Origin of the sequence: Plantactinospora sp. WMMB334 (assembly GCF_049179095.1) — a bacterium.
In the GTDB taxonomy this organism is placed as follows: domain Bacteria; phylum Actinomycetota; class Actinomycetes; order Mycobacteriales; family Micromonosporaceae; genus Plantactinospora.
Genome location: NZ_JBMHME010000002.1, coordinates 6,757,092 through 6,775,448 on the forward strand (window position 1 = coordinate 6,757,092; position 18,357 = coordinate 6,775,448).

Here is an 18,357-nt window from a genome sequence, read left to right on the forward strand (position 1 = left end):
TCGCCCGGCCGACCCGCGCAAACCGCGCACCCCGGGCACGGCCGTACGGCCGTGCCCGGGTTCCCACCTCCCCGCAGAAGGGAACCCCATGCACTCGAATCCCACTCCGGTCGCCCGCACCACCGGCGCCGGACCCCGAAGGCCGAACATCGCCGTGATCGGCGGCAGCCTGACCGGCCCCGTCACCGCCCTGCTGCTGCTGCGGGCCGGCTTCGACGTCACGGTCTACGAGGCCACGCCGGCGTCCGCCCCGCTGGGCGGCGGGCTCATCGGCCTGGAACACACCGCGCTCGACGTGCTCGACCGCCTCGACATCCCCCAGCGCGAGTTCATCGCCTACGACTCCGAGACGATCCTGCAGGTCGCGGTCCGCGACCGCCAGCCGGAACAGACCGTCCTGCGCACCTACCCTGGCCGGAACACCACCTGGACCCTGCTGCACCGCGCGTTGGCCGCCCGGGTCCCGGCGGGCGTCCTGCGCAAGGGAATGCGGGTCACCGGCCTGACCGAGCGTGCCGGTCGGCCCGTCCTGCGGTTCGCCGACGGGCACGCCCCCGAACCGGCCGACCTGGTCGTGTTCGCCGACGGCCGATCCTCGACCGGCCGCCGCCTCCTCGACCCGGCCCGTAGGCTGCACTACGCCGGCTACGTCGCCCACCGCGGGATCGCCGCCAGCACCCCACAACCCGACCTGCGGGACTTCGTCCGGCTGGAGCCGTGCCCCGGCGCCCAGTTCAACATCGCGCCGGTGCCCGGCGGCTGCGACTGGACGTTCTACCTCGGCTGTACCGCCACGGAATACGAGCAGCGTTTCGGGGCGAAGCCCACCCGCCGGGTCTTCGCCCTGCCGCAGCACATCACCCCGGCCGCACGTACCCACGTCGACGAGCACGCCGACCACCTGCTCCCGCCCGACCACGCGGCGGTCGTGCGGGCCACCACCACCCGCATGGCCGTGCCGGTGCTCGACATCGACCCGCCCACTCGCATGGTGTGGCCAGTCGGCGACGGGCACGCGGTCCTGCTCGGCGACGCCCTCGCCCCGGTCCGCCCGCACACGGCCCGGGGCGCCAACAACGGCATCGAACCGGCCGCCGGACTCGCCGTCGCGCTCACCCAGCACCGCCGGTACGGCGCCGACCTGCCCACCGCCCTGCACGCCTGGCAGCGCCGGCACCTTCCCACCGCAGCCGCCGCCGTACGGCAAGGGCCCATCATCGGCGACAAGCTCGGCCTCGGCTCCCGATAGCCCGCCGCCTCCCGCGGCCAGAGCCCCACCGAACCCGCCCGCACCTTGGCCGGAAACCCCACGTCGCACCGCCCGCCGCGTGCCGAAGTCGACGGCGAAAAGCAGACCGGGCGACACCAACGCCGTTCGCCGCGCCCTCAACGCCCGCGTCCGGCAGCGGTGGGTCAACCGCTGGCAGTACACAACCTGCCCGAGCCCAAGACCCGAGGGGCAATCCCTTCCCCCTCTTGATCAGGATGGGGTGAGACACCCCGTGTGAGTGGGGTGCTGACCTGCTGAGGGCGGGGATCGGAGATCCTTGTGTACGTGTCCACTTCATCTGGTGAGCAGCCGGCGTCCGGCGGTGGGGATCCTGCGCCGAAGCCGTCGCGGCGGGTTTTCAGCCCGGAGTACAAGCTCGCGATGGTCGCCGAGTACGAGAACGCCCCGAACGGCGAGAAGGGCGCGATCCTGCGCCGGGAAGGCCTGTACTCGTCGCACATCATCGAATGGACGCGAGCCCGCGACGCCGGGCAGCTCGGCCAGGTAGGAGGGAGTCCGGCAGCCGATTCCGGCTCGGCGGTGGCGGGGTCGCGGGTGAAGAAATCCGCGGAGCAGGTCGAGTTGGAGAAGCTGCGCCGGCAGAACGAGAAGCTGCAGGCGGATCTGAAGAAGACCCGCATGGCGTTGGACATCATGGGAAAAGCGCACGCGCTCTTGGAAGAACTCTCCGAGAGCGCGGACAACGACAACCCGCCGAAGAGATCCTGACCGCCGTGTTCGGCGAGCTACGCGACGCGGACATCTCGGTCCAGCGGGCGTGCGTGCTGACCGGGACGTCGCGGGCGACCTACTACCGGCGGGCGAAGCCGGTGGTCGGGCCTCGGCACGGGCCGTGGCTGCCTCGCACCCCGCCGCCACAGACGCTCAGCACGGCCGAACGCGACCGGGTCCTCGCCGTGCTGAACTCGCCGGCCTACGCCGACCTGGCGATCCCGCAGGTCTGGGCCCGGGAACTCGACGCAGGCCGTTACCACTGCTCGATGTCCACGATGTACCGCATCGCCCGCGCGGCCGGGCAGAGCCGGGAACGACGCCGGCTGGCGACCCATCCGCCCCGGGTGCGTCCGGAGCTGGTCGCGACCGGGCCCGGTCAGGTGTGGTCCTGGGACATCACCGCGTTGAAGGGACCCGTCAAAGGCGTCTGGTACCGGTGTTACGTCGTCATCGACATCTACTCGCGGTACGTCGTCGGATGGCTCGTCGCGGCCGCCGAGGACGCGGTCGTGGCCCGTGACTTCCTGGCCGACGCGATCAGCCGTAACGGGATCGAGCCGCACACCATCCACGCCGACCGTGGTGGTGCCATGGTGTCGAGACCGGTATCGGAGATGCTCGTCGACCTCGGTGTCCTACGGTCGCATTCCCGGCCCCGGACCTCGAATGACAACCCGTACTCCGAGGCTCAGTTCAAGACCATGAAGTACGTGCCGGACTTCCCGGCAAGGTTCGGATCCCTCGCTGACGCGAGAAGCTTCTGCGACGGCTTCTTCACCGCCTACAACCACGAGCACCGGCATTCCGGGATCGGCTGGCACACCCCGGCGTCGGTGCACTACGGCACCGCCGGGCAGATCCGCGAGCAACGCCAACGCGCCCTCGACACGGCCCACGCCGCTCACCCGGACCGGTTCAACCGCCGGCCACGGGCACCGAGACTGCCCGACCAGGCCTGGATCAACCAGCCAGCCCAGCAAGACCAAACCGTCTCAGTTTGACTTGACAACTACCGCCCGGCTGTCCGCGACACCTACAACAGTGCCCACTAGGTGGTGTCCGGCGGATCTTGATGGTGGTTCGTTGTTCTGGTCGTGGCGCGTTTTGATTTGACTGATGCCGAGTGGGCGGTGTTGGAGCCGTTGCTGCCCGCGCAGCCCCGTCGTGGTGGGCAGTGGCGCGATCACCGGCAGGTGATCAACGGGATCTGCTGGGTGAAACGGACCGGGTCGCCGTGGCGGGACATGCCCGAGCGGTACGGGCCGTGGAAGACCAGTCATGAACGGTTCCGCCGGTGGGCTGCCGACGGCACCTGGACCCGTCTCAAGCAGCAGGTGGTCGCGTTGGCTGAGGCTGACGGTGACATCGACTGGGACGCTCAGGTCGATTCCACGGTCGTGCGCGCTCACCAGCACGCCGCCGGTGCCCGTAAAGGGGGCTCACCACCAAGGATTCGCAGGCACGTCAGGGTCTGGGTCGTTCCCGGGGAGGGTTGACCACGAAGGTGCACACTATGGCCGACGGGCGAGGCCGTTCGCTCGCCACGCGGATCACCCCGGGCCAGGCCTCCGATACCAAGCAGCTGGTGCCCTTGTTGGATCAGATCGCCGTGACCCGACCCGGCGGCGTCGGCCGTCCCCGTAAGCGTCCGGACTCGCTGACCGCGGACAAGGCGTACTCGTCCAAGGCGAACCGGGCCGCGTTGCGGGCCCGCAAGATTGCCGCCGTGATCCCCGAACGCGCCGACCAGAAAGCCAACCGGACAAGGAAAGGATCATCAGGCGGCCGTCCCCCAGACTTCGACACCAGCGCATACACCCACCGCAACCAGGTCGAACGTGGCTTCGGTCGACGCAAACACTGGCGAGGCCTGGCGACCAGGTACGACAAGCTCATCGAAAGCTACGAAGCCACACTGGACCTCATCGAGATGCTCGACTGGCTCCGTGCCGTACCCGACCACACTCCATGATCCGCAGGACACCACCTAGACCGGCCAGCTTGTATGCGGGCCGGGTCGGGGAGGCGGCGGCCGGTCGAGGATCGACCGTCGGCGAACACGACCCGGTCGCATAGCGGCCCGCCCTGTGTGACCGCCAGCGATAGGTGGCGAGCTCGGCACTGCAGAGCTGGCGGTCAACGCGGTGCCGCCAGCGCCAGGTGGCGGGAGTTGCCAGGCGAGGTTGGCGGAGAACTCGCCAGCGCCCTGCGGCGGCACCGCCACTCCTCACTTCGCGCCTGCCAGCTGCGACGACCGACGCAGCCTCAACCCAACCGCTCGTTCCGTGAGCCTTCTACCGAAAGGAATCCCCGATGGAGGACGACAATTCAATCCCATCGATGGTGCCGGGCCAGCGATACCAAGTGTGGTACCGCACTGGAGCTCACCGACGCGACCGCACGGCCGTGATGGTCTACCTCGGCGAGGACGGCGACCAGCTCCTGTTCGATGCCCGCCCTGCGGCAGGGACACAGCGCATGCCACGCCTCTGGGCCCGCAGGGCCGAGCCGGTATCGGCGGACACTCCCGCCCACATCAACAGGCTCGCGCAATGAGCGCACGTAGGTACGTAGTGCGCCGACTTGATGGATACCGCAAGGGCGACAGGCGGTGGGTCGTTTGGGACACCGTCCGCGGCGGGTGGGCCGACGATGCGCAAACAACCCGTCGCGACGCGCAGGACATCTGCAACGAACTGGAGGCAGAGGCCGCAGCCGCGTCCGCACCTCCTCCCTCGGAGCCGTCGCAGGCGTGACCCGCCACCTATCGCTAATCACCGCCATCTATCGCTGGCGGTCTCACCCTGGCTCGCGCGGCTCCGGCCGCGGGAGTCCACCCAAACGACTTGATCGTGCCCCGCTTTGGAGCGTGCATAAGTGCACGCCTCGTCCTCACCTATTGGTAGCAGGCAAGAAAGGAACGCGTCGGATGACCGACAGTACCAAGAACCCATCCGTCCTGGACCGGGTGCTGACCGCGCTCGCCGAGCGCGGCCCGGCCACCGCCGCAAACATCGGCAAGTCCATCGGCATCGCCTATTCCACGACTACCCCCAAGCTGCGTGAGCTGGAAAGCGCGGGCCACGCCGAGCGGGTTCGCACCGGGCAGCGCACGACAGTGTGGCGGTTGACCGAAACCGGCAAGGCGGCAGCCGCGTCGGTCGCGGCCGACAGCACCAGCATGCACGCGCCACCTGCTGCTGCCTCAGCGAGTCACGACGACCGGGCTGGAGGCGAGCGGCAGCAGCGAGGCAACCCCCGCCCGGAGGCGGAACCGGAGCCCGGCACCGGAGCACCCTCCGAGAACCAGGTACCTGGTAAACCGCCAGCCGACCGACAGACCGGCGACTCGACGGCGGAGACCCGCCAGGCCAGGCCAGCGCCAGCGAAAGCGGCAGGCCCAGTCGGGACAGCCGCGCGGATCGCTGCGCCGCAGGCCGAGCCCGACCCGGAACCGATGCCCGAGCTGGAGACCGATCCAGGGACGCCACGCCGCAGGGCTACGCAGGACCAGCCGACCGGTGAACCTCGCGCCGACGACCGTATCGGCAAGTTGGAGTCTGACCCCACGGCGGAAGTCAAGCACCAGACAACGGCGCCGGCCGGGGGATCCGGAGCCAGCACGCAGGAGCGCGACGGCCGTCGGAAGTCGGCTCAGCCCCGACGCCGCAAGGGGGAACTCCGCGACGAGGTGCTGGCGCTGCTGCAACGCAACCCGGACACCACCTACAAGGTCGGGGAGATCTGCAAGCTGATCAACCAGGCCCACGACGGCGGCCAGGTCAACAAGGCCAGCGCGGGGGCAGTGGCGAACGCCCTGGACAAGCTCGTCATCGCCGGCAACGTCACGCGACTCGACACCACGGTCGCGACCTACCAGGCAGTCGATTAGCGGCCTTCACCCCAGGCAGCCCGGGGGGCGGGGCGTTTGACGTTGGCGCGCTCACGCCCACCCCCGGTGCTCCTTCAGCACAAGGAGCGACAACCAGTGTCTCAGACAACACACACCCTCCTCACCGCCACCGGCGGCCTCCTCGCCGGACTCACCACCACCGGCCTGTGGGCACGGACGCCGAGAAGGTCGCCGGGCAGCAACGCCTCGACCGGCTGCTGCGTACCGGCTGTGCCCTGCTATGGCCCGCCCCGCCCGGTTCCACCCCGCTGACCGGCGGGCAACAGGTCACTCTCACCGCCCCGTCCCGCTCCGGACAACCGATCGCCCGAACCGCCACCGCAGCCTTGGCCGCGCGCACCTGAACACAGGAGGCCCGGCGGTCTCGCCGCCGTCCGCCGTATCCGGCCACCGCGGCGCGGGGCGACCGTCAGCCGCGACTTGACCCGTCGCGGCCAACGAAGCCTGGCTTGCGTGATGACCGCCGGCCCTTGGGTCTGCGGCATCACCCCCGCGCGCCGACACCCAACCCACACCCGATCCCTTCGAGGAGATCCACCATGCAGTCCACGCCCGGCCCCGGGCCTGTAAGCCTTCGGCCCGCCACCTCGATGACGCCCGCAACGGTCCCGGATTCCCTGCGCGGTCTGGGCCTCACCGAGCAGCACCCGCACCCAAACGCGGTGCACACCACCTTCCGGCACGGCGACGACGACCGCGTCATCCTCGTGTACTGCTACCCCGGCGACCTCGCCGAGCCCAGCGACGACGGTGACTGCCACGTCGAGATTGTTTGCTTCGACCAGGGCGGCGACCGCGACCTGTGGCAGACCACCATCCGGCACGTCGACGCGTTGCCGCTCGCGCTCGCCCTGCTGCGCGCCACCGTCGGCAACCACGACTGAACGCGACGCCAGCGGGCCAACCCGCCGGTCGTCCTCGTCACGGTCGTGAAGGGCGAGCGAACCCACCGGCCTCCGGCCCGCCGCCTGCCTCCTGCCCGCCTCGCTTCGACGGCTGGTGGGACCGCCCCCCCTTTTTAATTGAGGAGTACGAAACGATGCGATACCACGCCGACACCGGCTATCCCTTCGACACCGAGAACCACGCGTACCAACGGATGCTCACCGTCAACGGCGAGCACCTGCGGGCTCTCGCGTGGAACCGCGACGACGGCCGACCCGTCATGCTCACTCTCTACGACCTCGCCACCGGCGACGCGCTTACCCGCGCCCTACTCGACTCCATCGAGGCCAGCCACGCGCACCCCCTGCTTGCGGTGCACCGCGACGGCACGCTGAGCGTCCATGGCCCGTTCGACGGCGGGACCGCCGCCGAGCGGCACGCCTTCCCGGACGCCGACGTCGACTGCCGCATCGTGCCGATGCACCTCGAGGTCACGGTCGCACGCGCGGTCCTTGACGGGGACGGTGGCCATGACTAAACGCCGGCCTCGGCCGCAACCTGAGACGGCGCCCGGCACGGAGGTCCGCAGCACCGTGCAGGACCCATCGCCGCAGGCGCGTACCGCTGATCTCGCCGGGCTGCTGGCGTTCCTGTCGTGGGTGCAGGACAACGCCGCCGTCCTCGGGCGGCGACCCGCAACGGTGGCCGTCTACCGCAGCGCCTGGCACGTCGCTAACAAACGGCTCCATCTGCCTGCGGTGACGCCGGTCGATGACCTGGACCTGGAGCTGCTGGCCCAGCAGATGATTTCGGCGGGGCCAGCCAATGCCAAAGGCAGCGCCCGCGACTACCAGGAGAGGCTGGCCATCTGCCGGCGCTGGCACCAACGGTGGCGCGCCGGCCAACCCGACTGGTGGCAAGCCGCAGGCAACACGCCGGCCGCGCCGCAGACCCCAACGCTCATCCACCGGTTCCCGCTGCGTCCCGGCCTGTCGATCGCTGTCGAGGTGCCTGCAGACCTGCGCACGAGCGAGGCTGACCTACTGCATACGTGGCTGCGCAACCTCACGATCGACTGACCCGAAACGGCGATCTGCACCGGCCTGCACGGCCGGCCCTCTGCCCGGTCCGGAAAGCGACGACGATGAACTACATACACCCACGCGCAGACCAGCCCGACGACGAGCGTGCCGGTCGGCTCAGCGTCGGTAACCCTGTGCTGGGCAAGACCCGCCTGCTGGCCAGCGAATGCAGCACCTGCATCTTCAACCCGGCAACCTGATGCAGCTTCGGCGCGGCCGGCTGCGGCAGATGGTTCACCGAAGCGCGCGAGCGGGCCGGCTACATCATCTGCCACAGCACCCCTGCCGTACGCCGGCCGCCCGATCCGCCGGAGCCTTGCCGACCGCCACAGCACCTGGCAACTGCAGGTCATCGAACGACGGTGGGGCTTCATCGAAGTACCACCACCCGACGCCGCCCATCCCACCGACTGACCGCCGGTTCGCCGCGCCCGTCACCGCGGACGTGGCACCCATCGAAAGGAGTTCTGTGCCGGACATGAACGACTTCCCGCGCCGCCAACAACAGATCATCGACACGGTCGGCTGGGCGATCATGCACGTGCTGCCCACCGAAGACGAGCCCGACACCACCACGTCGTTCGCGTACACCGTCGGACTGACCGCCCACGATCTCCCTGAATTGGTCATCGCCGGCCTCGACCCGCTCATCGCCCAGGAACTGCTGAACGACACGGCCGGACGCGTCTCCTCCCGGGCCGAGCGGTTCACCCACGGCCAACGCGTCGCCGACCTGCTCGCCGGCTACGACGCAATCATCGTCGAGGGACCCGCCACCGACGCGCTGCATCCCGGTGCCGCCTACGCCCGGTACGGCGAGGATCGCGTGCGCCTCCAGCAGATCGTGTGGCCGGACCCGCACTCCAGGTTCCCGTGGGACGACGGCTACGAATACCCCGCTCACGTACAACCGCTGCTGGGACGTCCATAACCCGATGAGCGGCATCACGGAAGCCATCAACGACCTGGCGCTGGAAGTTGGCGCGACCGTCAACTGGACCGCATTGAGGGGATCTCAGCGACGCGAATGGGTTGATTGGTGCGACACGGGCGAAGGCGTCGAGATGGGATGGTACTGGAGTGGGGTGTGGGGCCCTCGGTAGGTAGTTCTCACCACAAGATCACCCACACGGTGAGGACCCCACGTGATCGCATATCGTGCCACGGTCGACGTCCCCAGGGAACTCGTGCGCTACCTCGGCCGGTTACTCGCCGCCGAACGCCGTACGCGGGGCACCCGCGACAACAGCCGCGCCTTGACCTGCTTCTACCAGGCCCTTCTGGTGCTGATCTGGTTCCGCAAAGGCGAGGATATCGCGCTGCTGGGCGCCGGGTTCGGCATCTCCCGGGCGACCGCCTACCGATACGTGGCCGAAGGCGTCGCCGTCCTCGCCGCCCAAGCGCCTGGTCTGCACGACGCGTTGCGTCGGATCGCCGACGACGGCTGGTCGTACGTGATCCTGGACGGCAAGCTGTTCGACTGCGACCGGCTCGCCGAGACCACGCGCAGCGTCAAGGGCGACACCATCGACGCCTGGTACTCCGGAAAGCACCGTGACTTCGGCGCGAACATCCAAGCCGTCATGCGTCCCGACGGACTGCCGGTATGGACCTCCGACGCGATGCCCGGACACCTACACGACCTGTCCTGCGCTCAACACCTGGGCGTCACCGCGGCCCTGAACTGGGCCGCCGCGGAACTTGCTTTGCCCGCTCTGGCGGACGCCGGCTACGAAGGGGCAGGTCACGGCATCAAGACCCCGGTCAAGCAACCCGCCGACGGCCACCGGCTCCACATCAGCAACCGTGCCTACAACCGGCTGCTACGCGGCCTGCGCTGGCAAGGCGAACGCGGCTTCGCGATCCTGATCGGACGCTGGAAAACCCTACGGCACACCACCGCGAGCCCACGCCGTATCGGCGACATCGTCGCCGCAGCCCTGCACCTGACTCACTTCGAATACAAATACCTACCCGACAGTCGCTGAGATCAACTCATTGCACAACAATCTGCTATCCCCAGCCGTGAGCGCGCTCATCAGCGCCGCCGCGACCGTCGAGTTCAACACCGGCCTGATAGAGCGGCATCAGCAAGACCTCAATCACATACTCGACGCGGCGAAAGCCAAAGGCGGCCTCCCCGAGGACCTACTGCCCGTCGCCAGCGCACTGGCGAACATATCCCTGACCTGCCTCGACGAGCGACAAGCAGCCGTCGATCGAGTACGGACGCTCGTCATTCCGCTCGCCGAACTCGGAGTGCTGGAAATGCCCGTGTGACGGGCGGGGCGCGAAACGGGCCCCGCGATCTAACGGCGACGCCGTCGCTGTCCTCGCCCGCTCACTACAGAACCCGGATGTCGCTGTGGGAGACAGCGGCGTGATTCGCCTGGCCCCACGCCCCGCGCCTGGGGCCTTGTTTTGCCCAAAATCGACACAGGAGCGTTACTTTCCATGCCCAGTCACACCTTCGGCAAGGACGACCTTGTCGTCATCAGCCCGGCTTTCGCTCGCCCTGGCGAGGAGAACGTCGTGTATCGCGTGGTCGAGGTTCACCGAGTGAACCTCGACGCCGCTCCCGTCAGCGGCGGGCGCCCTGTCCGGGCACCCAAGGACATGTTTGAGCCCACGCCGGAGACCACCGCCGCTGCCGAACAGCCGGACGGCACGCATCCGGCCCCAGCCAACCCCGTCACCCTGTGGGCCGGCAGTGTCGTCACGGTCGCCGGGCCACGGTGGACAGGGCCGGCTGGCCAGCTCTACGTCGTCCTGCGGACGAGCGGCGACAAGGTCTCCCTGGTCAAGCTCGGCGGCGACAACGGCCGCTACTGGCGTGGCGTCCACCGCAGCTTCTGCACCCTCGTCGACCCGAGCCTCATCACCATGTCCCCGGCGACTCAGTAACCGCGCGCCGGCGCGTCACCTCCGGTGGCTAATCCGCGCCGCCAGATGGCCGGTCTGCCGCCAGCCCACCAGTAGGCGACAGCGCACTCCGGCAGCCCGCCGCCGAGGTTTTCAGGTCAATCAATCTCCAATCATTCGCATGCGGCGCCCCGAAGGCTGGCCCACCCACCACTGGGCGGGCCCGCCTTTCGTGGGCGCCGCTGCCTCTTCGCCGGGAGAAATCCATGCCTCCGTCGACAAGCCCTCTCGTCCGGGTGGCCGCACAGTTCGGCTACGACCTCGACGAAACCTCACTCCTCACCGACCCGGGCGTCCCCGCGACCGACACACAGGCCGCCCGGCTGTGCGCGATCCTGATCGAACATGCCAGCACCATCAACGACCCCGACCTGCGCTACACCATCAGCCAGGACCCGGACTACGTGCACGGCATCGCCGCGGACGCTGCTACCGCGATCGAGCGCGCCTACCGGGCCATCGCCGTGCTCCTGTCCACCGCGGTCAGCACCGGTGCCGCGCGGCAGCTCACCCCAGGCGGCAGTCGCGCCGCAGTCGCGTCGCCCTGGCGTCCCGGCGTGGTCCGCATCGCCGGCGCCCACGGCGGGCCCTACCCCTGCCAGATCTGGCAGGCGGACTGGAACGGCTGGGCCCGGCCCCGCTTCACCCGTGACATCGTCGCCCAGCTGATGGCCGACCTGGACGAGGACTGGCGCCGCAGCGGGCAGCACCCCGACTCCCTCGCCGGACATCTGCTCGAGGACGGCAACGTGCTCCTGTTCCACGACGAGGGCGTCCAGGAGGTCATCCACCCGGACGACGACGACATGTTCGCCGTTGGCGCCGGTACGTGGACGTGGGAGGAGTGGCCGGAGTAGAACCCGGCCCGCCACCCGACCCGGCGCGCCCCGGGCCGTACTCGCCCGCCCGGGCGAGGCCCGTACTGCGGGCCGGCACGGCCAAGGCGCGAGCCGAGCCCTGCAAGCAATTCCTCTACCCCAAAGGAGGCGAGATGCTCAAAATCCTCGCTGTTTCCGTCCGAGGGCATCGGTACCTGGAGGGAAACCCGAGCGTTCACCCCATCAGCGAGGTACCCGCCGGTACAGGGACCCTGTTCCCTGACCTCACCGCGGCGCAACACCACGTGCAGCGCGAGTACCGCACCCTGTCGGTGTTCTGGCGCGTCGAGGTCATCGACGAGCGTGGTCAGGTCGTATCGCGCGGCACGCGTGACGGCCTCAACGGCACCGGCAGCCGCTGGGTGTGGCAGCCCGCGCAAAAGCCGTGACCGGCGCACCCACACCACCCGATCCCGACTCCGCTCGACGTCCGGACACTCCGGCGAGCGGCACCAGCTCCACCCGTTCCTGCGGCGTCATCCGTAGCTGACCGACGCCCGCTTTCGGCACCGCCACCGGTTGTCCGCCCCGCCTCTTGACGGCGGTTCGGCGCGGCACCAACCCCAATTCCCGACCGGGAGGTGGCCACGCCGGAGGCGTGGCCACCTCCTGTCCCTTTACTCAGGAGGAACAACGGATGGACTCTCCACCCACACCAGCGCACCACAGCCCCGACCGCGACTTGATCAGCGAGAGCGGCAACGGTAGTCGTGTCTCCGCTGCACCGATCGACGGCGTCAGGGGACCGGCGATGACCACACCGACAGCGGGTACGCCCGCCACACCTGCCGGCGCGGCCGGGATCAACGCGGTCAGCGGGCTGCCGAGGCTACGCGCCGGCGAGCTGCAGAACCAGGTCCTCGCGGTCCTGGCCAGCGCCGGCGTCGCCCTGGACGTCGGCGACATCGCCGGGGTCCTCGCCGGACGGTCCTCTGGCGCGATCGGTCAGGCGTGCGACCGGCTCGTCGCGCGCGGCCACGCCGAACTCCTGCCAAGCTCGCCCAAGCAGTACCGCATCACCTCGGCCGGGCTAACGGAGCACCGGGCGAACCCGACGCTGATACCGCCCGCACCACAAAGCACCGCCGCTCGACCCGCGTCCCCGGCCCTGCCCGCCGCCCCAACCCCACGCCCGGCGGCATCCACCAACCCCACACAGCCGGCGGCTGCGACCGCGCGACCGGCGACACCGGCGGCGCCCGCGCCGAAGAAGCCGACCACGGGGCCGGTGCGGCGCCCGAACGGGCAGCTGTACTACCCACGGCTGCTGGCCAAGCGCCCCGACGTCGACGTGCTGCGCGACCTCCGCGACGCCGACGTGCCCGTGCTGCTCTACGGACCGCCCGGCACCGGAAAAACCTCGCTGATCGAGGCCGCGTTCGGCACCGACCTGTACACGGTGCCCGGCGACGGCGACACCACCGTCGGCGACATCGTCGGGGACTACGTGCCCACCGACAGCGGCGGCTACGAGTTCGTGCCCGGCCCGCTGCCGCGGGCGATGGAAGCCGGCGGGGTGCTGTTCATCGACGACGCCACCCTGATCCAGCCGAAGGTCCTCGCCGTGGTCTACCCGGCCATGGACGGCCGACGGCAGATCATCCTCAAGGCCGCCGCCGGCCGGGTCGTCACCGCCGCCCCCGGCTTCTACGTCGTCGCCGGCCACAACCCCGGCGTCCACGGCGCCGTGCTGACCGAAGCCCTCTCCAGCCGGTTCTCCACCCAGGTCAAGGTCTCTAGCGACTACGACCTGGCCGCCGCGCTCGGCGTCGACTCCCGGATGGTCCGCGCCGCCCGCAACCTCGCCACCCAGTACGACAGCGGCGAGATCGGCTGGACCCCGCAGCTGCGCGAACTGCTCGCCTTCAAACGGATCACCGACGTCCTCGGGGTCGACACCGCCATGGCCAACCTCATCGGCCTCGCCCCGATCGAGGACCGCGAAGTGGTCCACAAGACCGTCTGCCAAGCCTTCGCCCGCGCCAAGATCCTGCCCCTCGCCCTCGGCAACCAGCTGTAACCCCCGGAACGGAGGCACACCCATGTCGTTGTCGAAACACCTCAACCCGGACCCGGACGCCGCGTCCACCCCACTACCGGCCGACCACGCCTGGCTGCGCATGTCGGCCGCGCTCAGCGCGCACATCCCCCCGATCGCCGGCCGCGAGGACCTCCTCGTCGTCATCGAACCCGGCGCCGGTAACGGCGCACCAGCCTGCTTCATCCGTGAACGCGCCACCGTCGAGATCGACGGCACGTACCTCGGCATCGACCCCCGCACGGTCGACCCGCACGACCCCGACGCCCGGGAGAAGTACCCCGTCGCCTGGGGGCTGCTGGTGCACGAGGCCGCGCACTCCCAGCACACCCGCTGGGAGTTCGGCACCGGACCCGCCCGGGTGGCCGAGGCCGCCGCGCTGCTGGAGGAGTCCCGCATCGAGGCTGCCCAGCTACGCCGCAGGCCCGGCGACCGCCGCTGGCTCCGCGCCGCGGTCACCAGGATCCTGCTCGACGACATCCCGGCCACCGACGACCTGTGGGCCGCCGCCGCCAGCGCCGCGCTCGTCCTCGCCAGGGTCGACGCCGGGGTCATCGACCCAGACGAGGCCGAACAGCTCCGCCGCGCGGTCGCCCGGATCCTGCGCCCGACCCTGCTCAAGACCCTCACCGGGATCTGGCGCGACGCGCACCAGGTGCCCGACCACGACACCGACGCCATGCTCGCCCTCGGCCGACGCTGGTGCGACGCACTCGGCGTCGACCCCGACACCCCACCGCCCTCACCCGGCCCCGGCCAGGCGGGCTCAGGCAACGGGCAAAGCGGCGGTGGACAGGGCAGCGGAGGTAGCGGCCCAGCCGGCGGGGGCGTGCTCCGCAAGGCGGCCACCTCCGTCGTCGGTGCCGTGGCCGTCCACGACGCCGAAGCCGCCCAGGCCGCCGCCGCTGCCGCCGCCCGCGCCCAACAGCGGACCCGGCAACGCAAGGCAGAGGCCGACCAGCAGAAGCGGTCCCAGGACGCGGCCAGCGCGGTCTTCGGCGGTGACGGAGGTACCGGCGGCGGAGGTGGCGCGAGCACCAACGGGAACCCGCTGGTCCGCAAGCAACCTCCTCGGAGTCGTACCCGGCAGCCCAGCGACGATGAGCGAGCCGCCGCGCGGCAGCTCGCCCGCGCCCTGCGGGAGGCCGCCTACCGGGAACCGACCGAGGCGGTCACCACCTCGGTGACCCCGCCCGGCCGGCTCGTCACCCGCGCCGCACTTGCCGCCGACGCCCAACGCGCCGCCGGACAGATCCCCACCTCCGAGCCGTGGCGGCGTACCGAACGTCGCCGGGTACCGCAGCCGCCGATCCACGTCGGGATCGTCGCCGACGTCTCCCCGTCGGTGGAGGCGTTCGCCGGGCCGATCGCCTCAGCGGCGTGGATCACCGCCCAGGCCACCGCCTGGGCCGGCGGCACGAGCGCCACCGTCACCTTCGGCCAGTACGTCACCGCCGTGACCCGTCCGGGCCAGCCACCCGAGAGGGTCCGCCTGTTCGGCAAGGAGGGCAACACCCGGGGTTTCCCCCTCGCGGTGGACGTCCTCGACGCCGCTCTCGGCCTGGCCGACCCCCGCGGTGGCGCGCGGCTGCTCGTCGTGGTCAGCGACGGCGAGTTCATCGCGGCCGAGATCACCGAGGGCCAGAAACGTCTGGACCGTCTCCTCCGCGCCGGCTGTGGCCTGCTCTGGCTCGGCCCGCCCGACTCCCGCCCGCTCACCGGCGCCGACGCCACCATCCTCGGCAAACCCAGCGACGCCGGCAGGCTCATCGCCCGCGCCGCCGCCACCGCACTGCGCAACACCTGAGGCTACGCCAGGGTCGGCACCGTCCACACCGCCGCTGGCGGGCGGGCGGTGCCGACCCGTGCCCGACGCGGTCGACACCGTCTATGTCCTCACCCGCATGCCGAAAGCCGCCGAAGGCCTTGTCACGAACATCGACGACCCCGGCGACAGACAAAACCACCTGTCGGAGCCGACATCTGCCGAGCACAGTGTCTGGCCGCCACCCACAATGCGCACGTGCCGGCGTCACAGACCGCCGATCCGGACCTGATCGCGTGCCGCGGTGAAACCGGCAGCGGCTGGTCGACGTCGGGCTACGCCTGGGTGATTGGGTGCGGTGCCTGCCGGACCCTGGTGCCAACGGCGGCGTGAGCTTCGGGGAGGTGCGGGCGGTGTCGATGTGGAGGTGGCCACCGGCCGCCCACTCGAAGCCCGCGTGGCCGCAGACTCGCAACCGCGCCGTGCCTGATCGGCCAGCTTCACGACGACGGGCACACCGTCACCGCTGTCGCCATCAGCGACGAGGTTGAGCCCCAGAACGTGCTGCCGGTGCTGCGGAGCCTGCTGGACGATGCCGCCGGCGACATGGGCCTGATGACCGACCAGGTCATGACCCATGGCTGGATCTCACTCGGCATCCCCACCCCGCCGGGGCGGGCCACGCCGACGTCGGCCGCGCCGCCGAGGCTCCATCTCGATCTGCACGAGGCCAGCGTGCCGCCGCGCGCCGAGTGGCTGTACCTGCTCGGCGACCGCGAACCCATGCTCCTGGTCTACGAGGCGACCGTGCACTGCACCTGGGCCCGGCACAGCCGCCACTGGCTGCCGGCACCCGCCGACGCCCCGCTGCCGACCGGCCTCGGCATCGTCGGAGACCTCGCCACCGGACACGGCGAGGACCGTTGGCGGCCCGCGACGATCGGGCTCGCCGGCCCGCACACCGCCTGGCAGGCCGAAATCTGCTCGACGGAGTGGGCGCGCGGCGTGATCGTCGCCCGCCTCGACCGGGAGGTGCTGCGCGACGTCATCGACGTGACGTGGCAGTGGCACGAGGGCCGGCTGCCCGGCTCCGGCCTGCCGGTACTGACCCTCGCGGCACACATCCTGATCGTCTTGTGGTGGAACGGGTCGGGGCACGAGCAGACACAGCAGATCTCGCCCGGCTTCCAGATCCGGGCCGACGAGATCACGCCTCGGATCCTGCCGAACCTCGACGTGCACTACGTCATCGGCCAGCACGTCCTGCCCTGGACGCTGCCCACCGAGGAACGGCCCGGATACCGGCCCGACGAGCTGCGCAACGGCGTCCCGCCGATCCGGGAGTGGGTCACCGAAGCCGGAGTGCACGCCGCCTACCCGCGCCCTGCGTGGGTACCCACTGCCGCTCATCGCCGCCGCGCTGGCCGACCTCGCCGACGGCGGCCCGGCGGCGCTGGCCAGCTACGACCACCCGTACCGGGTCTGCCTGATCGCGGGCGGGCACGCAGTCGTCGTCACCCCCACCGCCTGGGAAGGCCGCTCCCCACGTGACCCTGCCCCGCCCGCTCGGCGGTACCTGGACCGACGACCCGCTGGTCCCGGTCTTCAGCCCGTGGCAGGTCGCCACCCGCTGCGGGGTCCTCCGCAGCCGCAACCACTAATCCGAGCGAACCGATCGAAAGAGGAGAGAAGTGCCCGACCACGAGAACCGAGCACGTACCGCCCGGCAGGCGGAGGAGGCGCATCCGACTACGTCTGACAAGCACCTCGCCCCGCACCACGTCATGGTCGGTGACCTCGGCGTCTTCGCCGGCGACTGGGCCGCCTACGACCAGCACGGCCGAACCCGCTACCCGACCGGCTTCCTCGGCCGCCTCGACGCCCAGCGCGGGCGCGACGGACAGTACGCGGTCTTCTCCTGCGACCGGGACGTCGCCGAGGCGATCGTCGCCGAGCAGGAGCGGCTGCGCGACGAGACCCGGCAGCGGCTGACCGCCGAGGGCCTGCGGGGGCCGGATCTCGACGCCGAGGTGGACCTGGCGTACGCGCCGCTGCGCTTCGAGGGCGACGAGATCGTCATGGACGAGCGGCGCGTCCACGGGGGAGCCGACGGGCTCTCACGAATCTGCCCGGACGCCGACGGCCGGTACACGATTTGCGCCTGGCAGTGGGAGTGGCGCACCGTCGACCCCGCCGACTGCGACCGCGTCGTCGGCACGCCACCGACGGCGGCGGAGCAGCCCGCCCGGATCCCACTGGTCCACAGCCCGCTGCACGTGCCTCACGACCGGCTCAGCGTCACCAGCCTCGACGAGCGGGAGACCTACAACGGGGTCGCGTTCTCCGCCACGCTCTGCCTCGACGGCACACCGGTCGGGGCGATCGAGAACGAGGGCAACGGCGGGGAGACCTGGCTGCGTCACCACGACCCGGCCCGGTTCAGCTGGCGCGACATGCACGAGTTCGTGCTCGGGTGCCGCTACCTGCGCCAGCCCACCGACGAGGAGAAACTCCTGGACCGGCTGGTCACCGAGTACGACCTGGCACGGCAGATCGCCGCTCTTCCGCCGGACACGACCCTGGCCCGGTCGGTGGACGACGACGGCGACTGCTGCGGCGACGTCGTCACCCTCGAATCCCTCCATCGCCTCGACCGACCCGACCAGGCAGCGGCGTGGACAAACCTCGCCCGCTACCTGTCGACCGTCAAGCGGAGCTTCTTCGCCACGCACTGGCAGGTGTGGCTCAACGGCGCATGGAAGCGCGTGCCCGCCCTGGCCGCGACCGCCGACGTCGAGCCGAGCAGGCACTGAGGTACCGCGCAACGTACGGCTCCGGTGGTCCACCGGAGCCGTATTGACACCACGAG

20 protein-coding genes are annotated in these 18,357 nt (G+C 70.5%); all 20 read left to right on the forward strand.

Annotation, left to right across the window (positions count from 1 at the left end; all coding sequences use genetic code 11):
• Positions 1-88 precede the first annotated feature (88 nt).
• The 20 genes from ACN27G_RS29175 to ACN27G_RS29270 all read left to right on the forward strand — a co-directional run bounded on the left by ACN27G_RS29175 (position 89) and on the right by ACN27G_RS29270 (position 18,301).
• Positions 89-1,249: an FAD-dependent monooxygenase gene (locus tag ACN27G_RS29175; protein ID WP_421495914.1), complete on the forward strand. Its 1,161-nt coding sequence runs from the start codon at positions 89-91 to the stop codon at positions 1,247-1,249.
• A gap of 306 nt (positions 1,250-1,555) precedes the next feature.
• Positions 1,556-1,999 (forward strand): transposase, encoded by a 444-nt coding sequence (locus tag ACN27G_RS29180; protein ID WP_421495915.1) that lies wholly within the window; start codon positions 1,556-1,558, stop codon positions 1,997-1,999.
• Positions 2,000-2,004: 5 nt separating this feature from the next.
• Positions 2,005-3,006 carry an IS3 family transposase gene (locus ACN27G_RS29185; RefSeq protein ID WP_421495916.1) on the forward strand — a complete coding sequence of 334 codons (1,002 nt, stop codon included), beginning with the start codon at positions 2,005-2,007 and terminating at the stop codon, positions 3,004-3,006.
• A gap of 93 nt (positions 3,007-3,099) precedes the next feature.
• A protein-coding gene (locus ACN27G_RS29190; RefSeq protein ID WP_421495817.1) for an IS5 family transposase occupies positions 3,100-3,977 on the forward strand; the annotation gives its coding sequence in 2 pieces (ribosomal slippage) (positions 3,100-3,447 and positions 3,450-3,977; 876 coding nt in all).
• Positions 3,978-4,934: 957 nt separating this feature from the next.
• Positions 4,935-5,897: a hypothetical protein gene (locus ACN27G_RS29195; RefSeq protein ID WP_421495917.1), complete on the forward strand. Its 963-nt coding sequence runs from the start codon at positions 4,935-4,937 to the stop codon at positions 5,895-5,897.
• Between the two features lie 167 nt (positions 5,898-6,064).
• The gene (locus ACN27G_RS29200; RefSeq protein ID WP_421495918.1) at positions 6,065-6,262 is read left to right on the forward strand and encodes a hypothetical protein; all 198 of its coding nucleotides are present in this window, start codon (positions 6,065-6,067) and stop codon (positions 6,260-6,262) included.
• 246 nt (positions 6,263-6,508) lie between these two features.
• Positions 6,509-6,802, forward strand: coding sequence for a hypothetical protein (locus tag ACN27G_RS29205; protein ID WP_421495919.1), 294 nt, complete (start codon positions 6,509-6,511; stop codon positions 6,800-6,802).
• A 155-nt stretch (positions 6,803-6,957) separates the two neighbouring features.
• Positions 6,958-7,341: a hypothetical protein gene (locus tag ACN27G_RS29210; protein WP_421495920.1), complete on the forward strand. Its 384-nt coding sequence runs from the start codon at positions 6,958-6,960 to the stop codon at positions 7,339-7,341.
• A gap of 55 nt (positions 7,342-7,396) precedes the next feature.
• Entirely contained in the window at positions 7,397-7,882 is a 486-nt protein-coding gene (locus tag ACN27G_RS29215; protein ID WP_421495921.1) for a hypothetical protein, read from the forward strand.
• A gap of 65 nt (positions 7,883-7,947) precedes the next feature.
• Positions 7,948-8,085 (forward strand): hypothetical protein, encoded by a 138-nt coding sequence (locus tag ACN27G_RS29220; protein ID WP_421495922.1) that lies wholly within the window; start codon positions 7,948-7,950, stop codon positions 8,083-8,085.
• Positions 8,086-8,363: 278 nt separating this feature from the next.
• Complete coding sequence (locus ACN27G_RS29225) at positions 8,364-8,816, forward strand: DUF4262 domain-containing protein (protein WP_421495923.1); 453 nt, start codon at positions 8,364-8,366, stop codon at positions 8,814-8,816.
• A 214-nt stretch (positions 8,817-9,030) separates the two neighbouring features.
• Entirely contained in the window at positions 9,031-9,873 is an 843-nt protein-coding gene (locus ACN27G_RS29230; protein ID WP_421495835.1) for a transposase family protein, read from the forward strand.
• Positions 9,874-9,910: 37 nt separating this feature from the next.
• Entirely contained in the window at positions 9,911-10,165 is a 255-nt protein-coding gene (locus ACN27G_RS29235) for a hypothetical protein (protein ID WP_421495924.1), read from the forward strand.
• A gap of 174 nt (positions 10,166-10,339) precedes the next feature.
• Positions 10,340-10,789, forward strand: a complete 450-nt coding sequence (locus tag ACN27G_RS29240) for a hypothetical protein (protein WP_421495925.1) — start codon at positions 10,340-10,342, stop codon at positions 10,787-10,789.
• A gap of 224 nt (positions 10,790-11,013) precedes the next feature.
• Positions 11,014-11,664 (forward strand): hypothetical protein, encoded by a 651-nt coding sequence (locus ACN27G_RS29245; RefSeq protein WP_421495926.1) that lies wholly within the window; start codon positions 11,014-11,016, stop codon positions 11,662-11,664.
• A gap of 134 nt (positions 11,665-11,798) precedes the next feature.
• Positions 11,799-12,074: a hypothetical protein gene (locus ACN27G_RS29250; protein WP_421495927.1), complete on the forward strand. Its 276-nt coding sequence runs from the start codon at positions 11,799-11,801 to the stop codon at positions 12,072-12,074.
• A 362-nt stretch (positions 12,075-12,436) separates the two neighbouring features.
• Positions 12,437-13,705, forward strand: a complete 1,269-nt coding sequence (locus ACN27G_RS29255; protein ID WP_421495928.1) for an AAA family ATPase — start codon at positions 12,437-12,439, stop codon at positions 13,703-13,705.
• A 22-nt stretch (positions 13,706-13,727) separates the two neighbouring features.
• Entirely contained in the window at positions 13,728-15,530 is a 1,803-nt protein-coding gene (locus ACN27G_RS29260) for a hypothetical protein (protein WP_421495929.1), read from the forward strand.
• A gap of 519 nt (positions 15,531-16,049) precedes the next feature.
• Positions 16,050-17,039, forward strand: a complete 990-nt coding sequence (locus ACN27G_RS29265; protein WP_421495930.1) for a hypothetical protein — start codon at positions 16,050-16,052, stop codon at positions 17,037-17,039.
• Positions 17,040-17,179: 140 nt separating this feature from the next.
• On the forward strand, positions 17,180-18,301 hold the full coding sequence (locus ACN27G_RS29270; RefSeq protein ID WP_421495931.1) for a hypothetical protein: 1,122 nt from the start codon (positions 17,180-17,182) through the stop codon (positions 18,299-18,301).
• Positions 18,302-18,357 lie beyond the last annotated feature (56 nt).

Bases quoted from the DNA above. Each gene is read 5' to 3' on its own strand.
- ACN27G_RS29175 (WP_421495914.1), top strand. From the start codon at position 89: ATGCACTCGAATCCCACTCCGGTCGCCCGCACCACCGGCGCCGGACCC.
- ACN27G_RS29195 (WP_421495917.1), top strand. From the start codon at position 4,935: ATGACCGACAGTACCAAGAACCCATCCGTCCTGGACCGGGTGCTGACC.
- ACN27G_RS29205 (WP_421495919.1), top strand. From the start codon at position 6,509: ATGACGCCCGCAACGGTCCCGGATTCCCTGCGCGGTCTGGGCCTCACC.
- ACN27G_RS29210 (WP_421495920.1), top strand. From the start codon at position 6,958: ATGCGATACCACGCCGACACCGGCTATCCCTTCGACACCGAGAACCAC.
- ACN27G_RS29220 (WP_421495922.1), top strand. From the start codon at position 7,948: ATGAACTACATACACCCACGCGCAGACCAGCCCGACGACGAGCGTGCC.
- ACN27G_RS29225 (WP_421495923.1), top strand. From the start codon at position 8,364: ATGAACGACTTCCCGCGCCGCCAACAACAGATCATCGACACGGTCGGC.
- ACN27G_RS29240 (WP_421495925.1), top strand. From the start codon at position 10,340: ATGCCCAGTCACACCTTCGGCAAGGACGACCTTGTCGTCATCAGCCCG.
- ACN27G_RS29245 (WP_421495926.1), top strand. From the start codon at position 11,014: ATGCCTCCGTCGACAAGCCCTCTCGTCCGGGTGGCCGCACAGTTCGGC.
- ACN27G_RS29250 (WP_421495927.1), top strand. From the start codon at position 11,799: ATGCTCAAAATCCTCGCTGTTTCCGTCCGAGGGCATCGGTACCTGGAG.
- ACN27G_RS29255 (WP_421495928.1), top strand. From the start codon at position 12,437: ATGACCACACCGACAGCGGGTACGCCCGCCACACCTGCCGGCGCGGCC.
- ACN27G_RS29260 (WP_421495929.1), top strand. From the start codon at position 13,728: ATGTCGTTGTCGAAACACCTCAACCCGGACCCGGACGCCGCGTCCACC.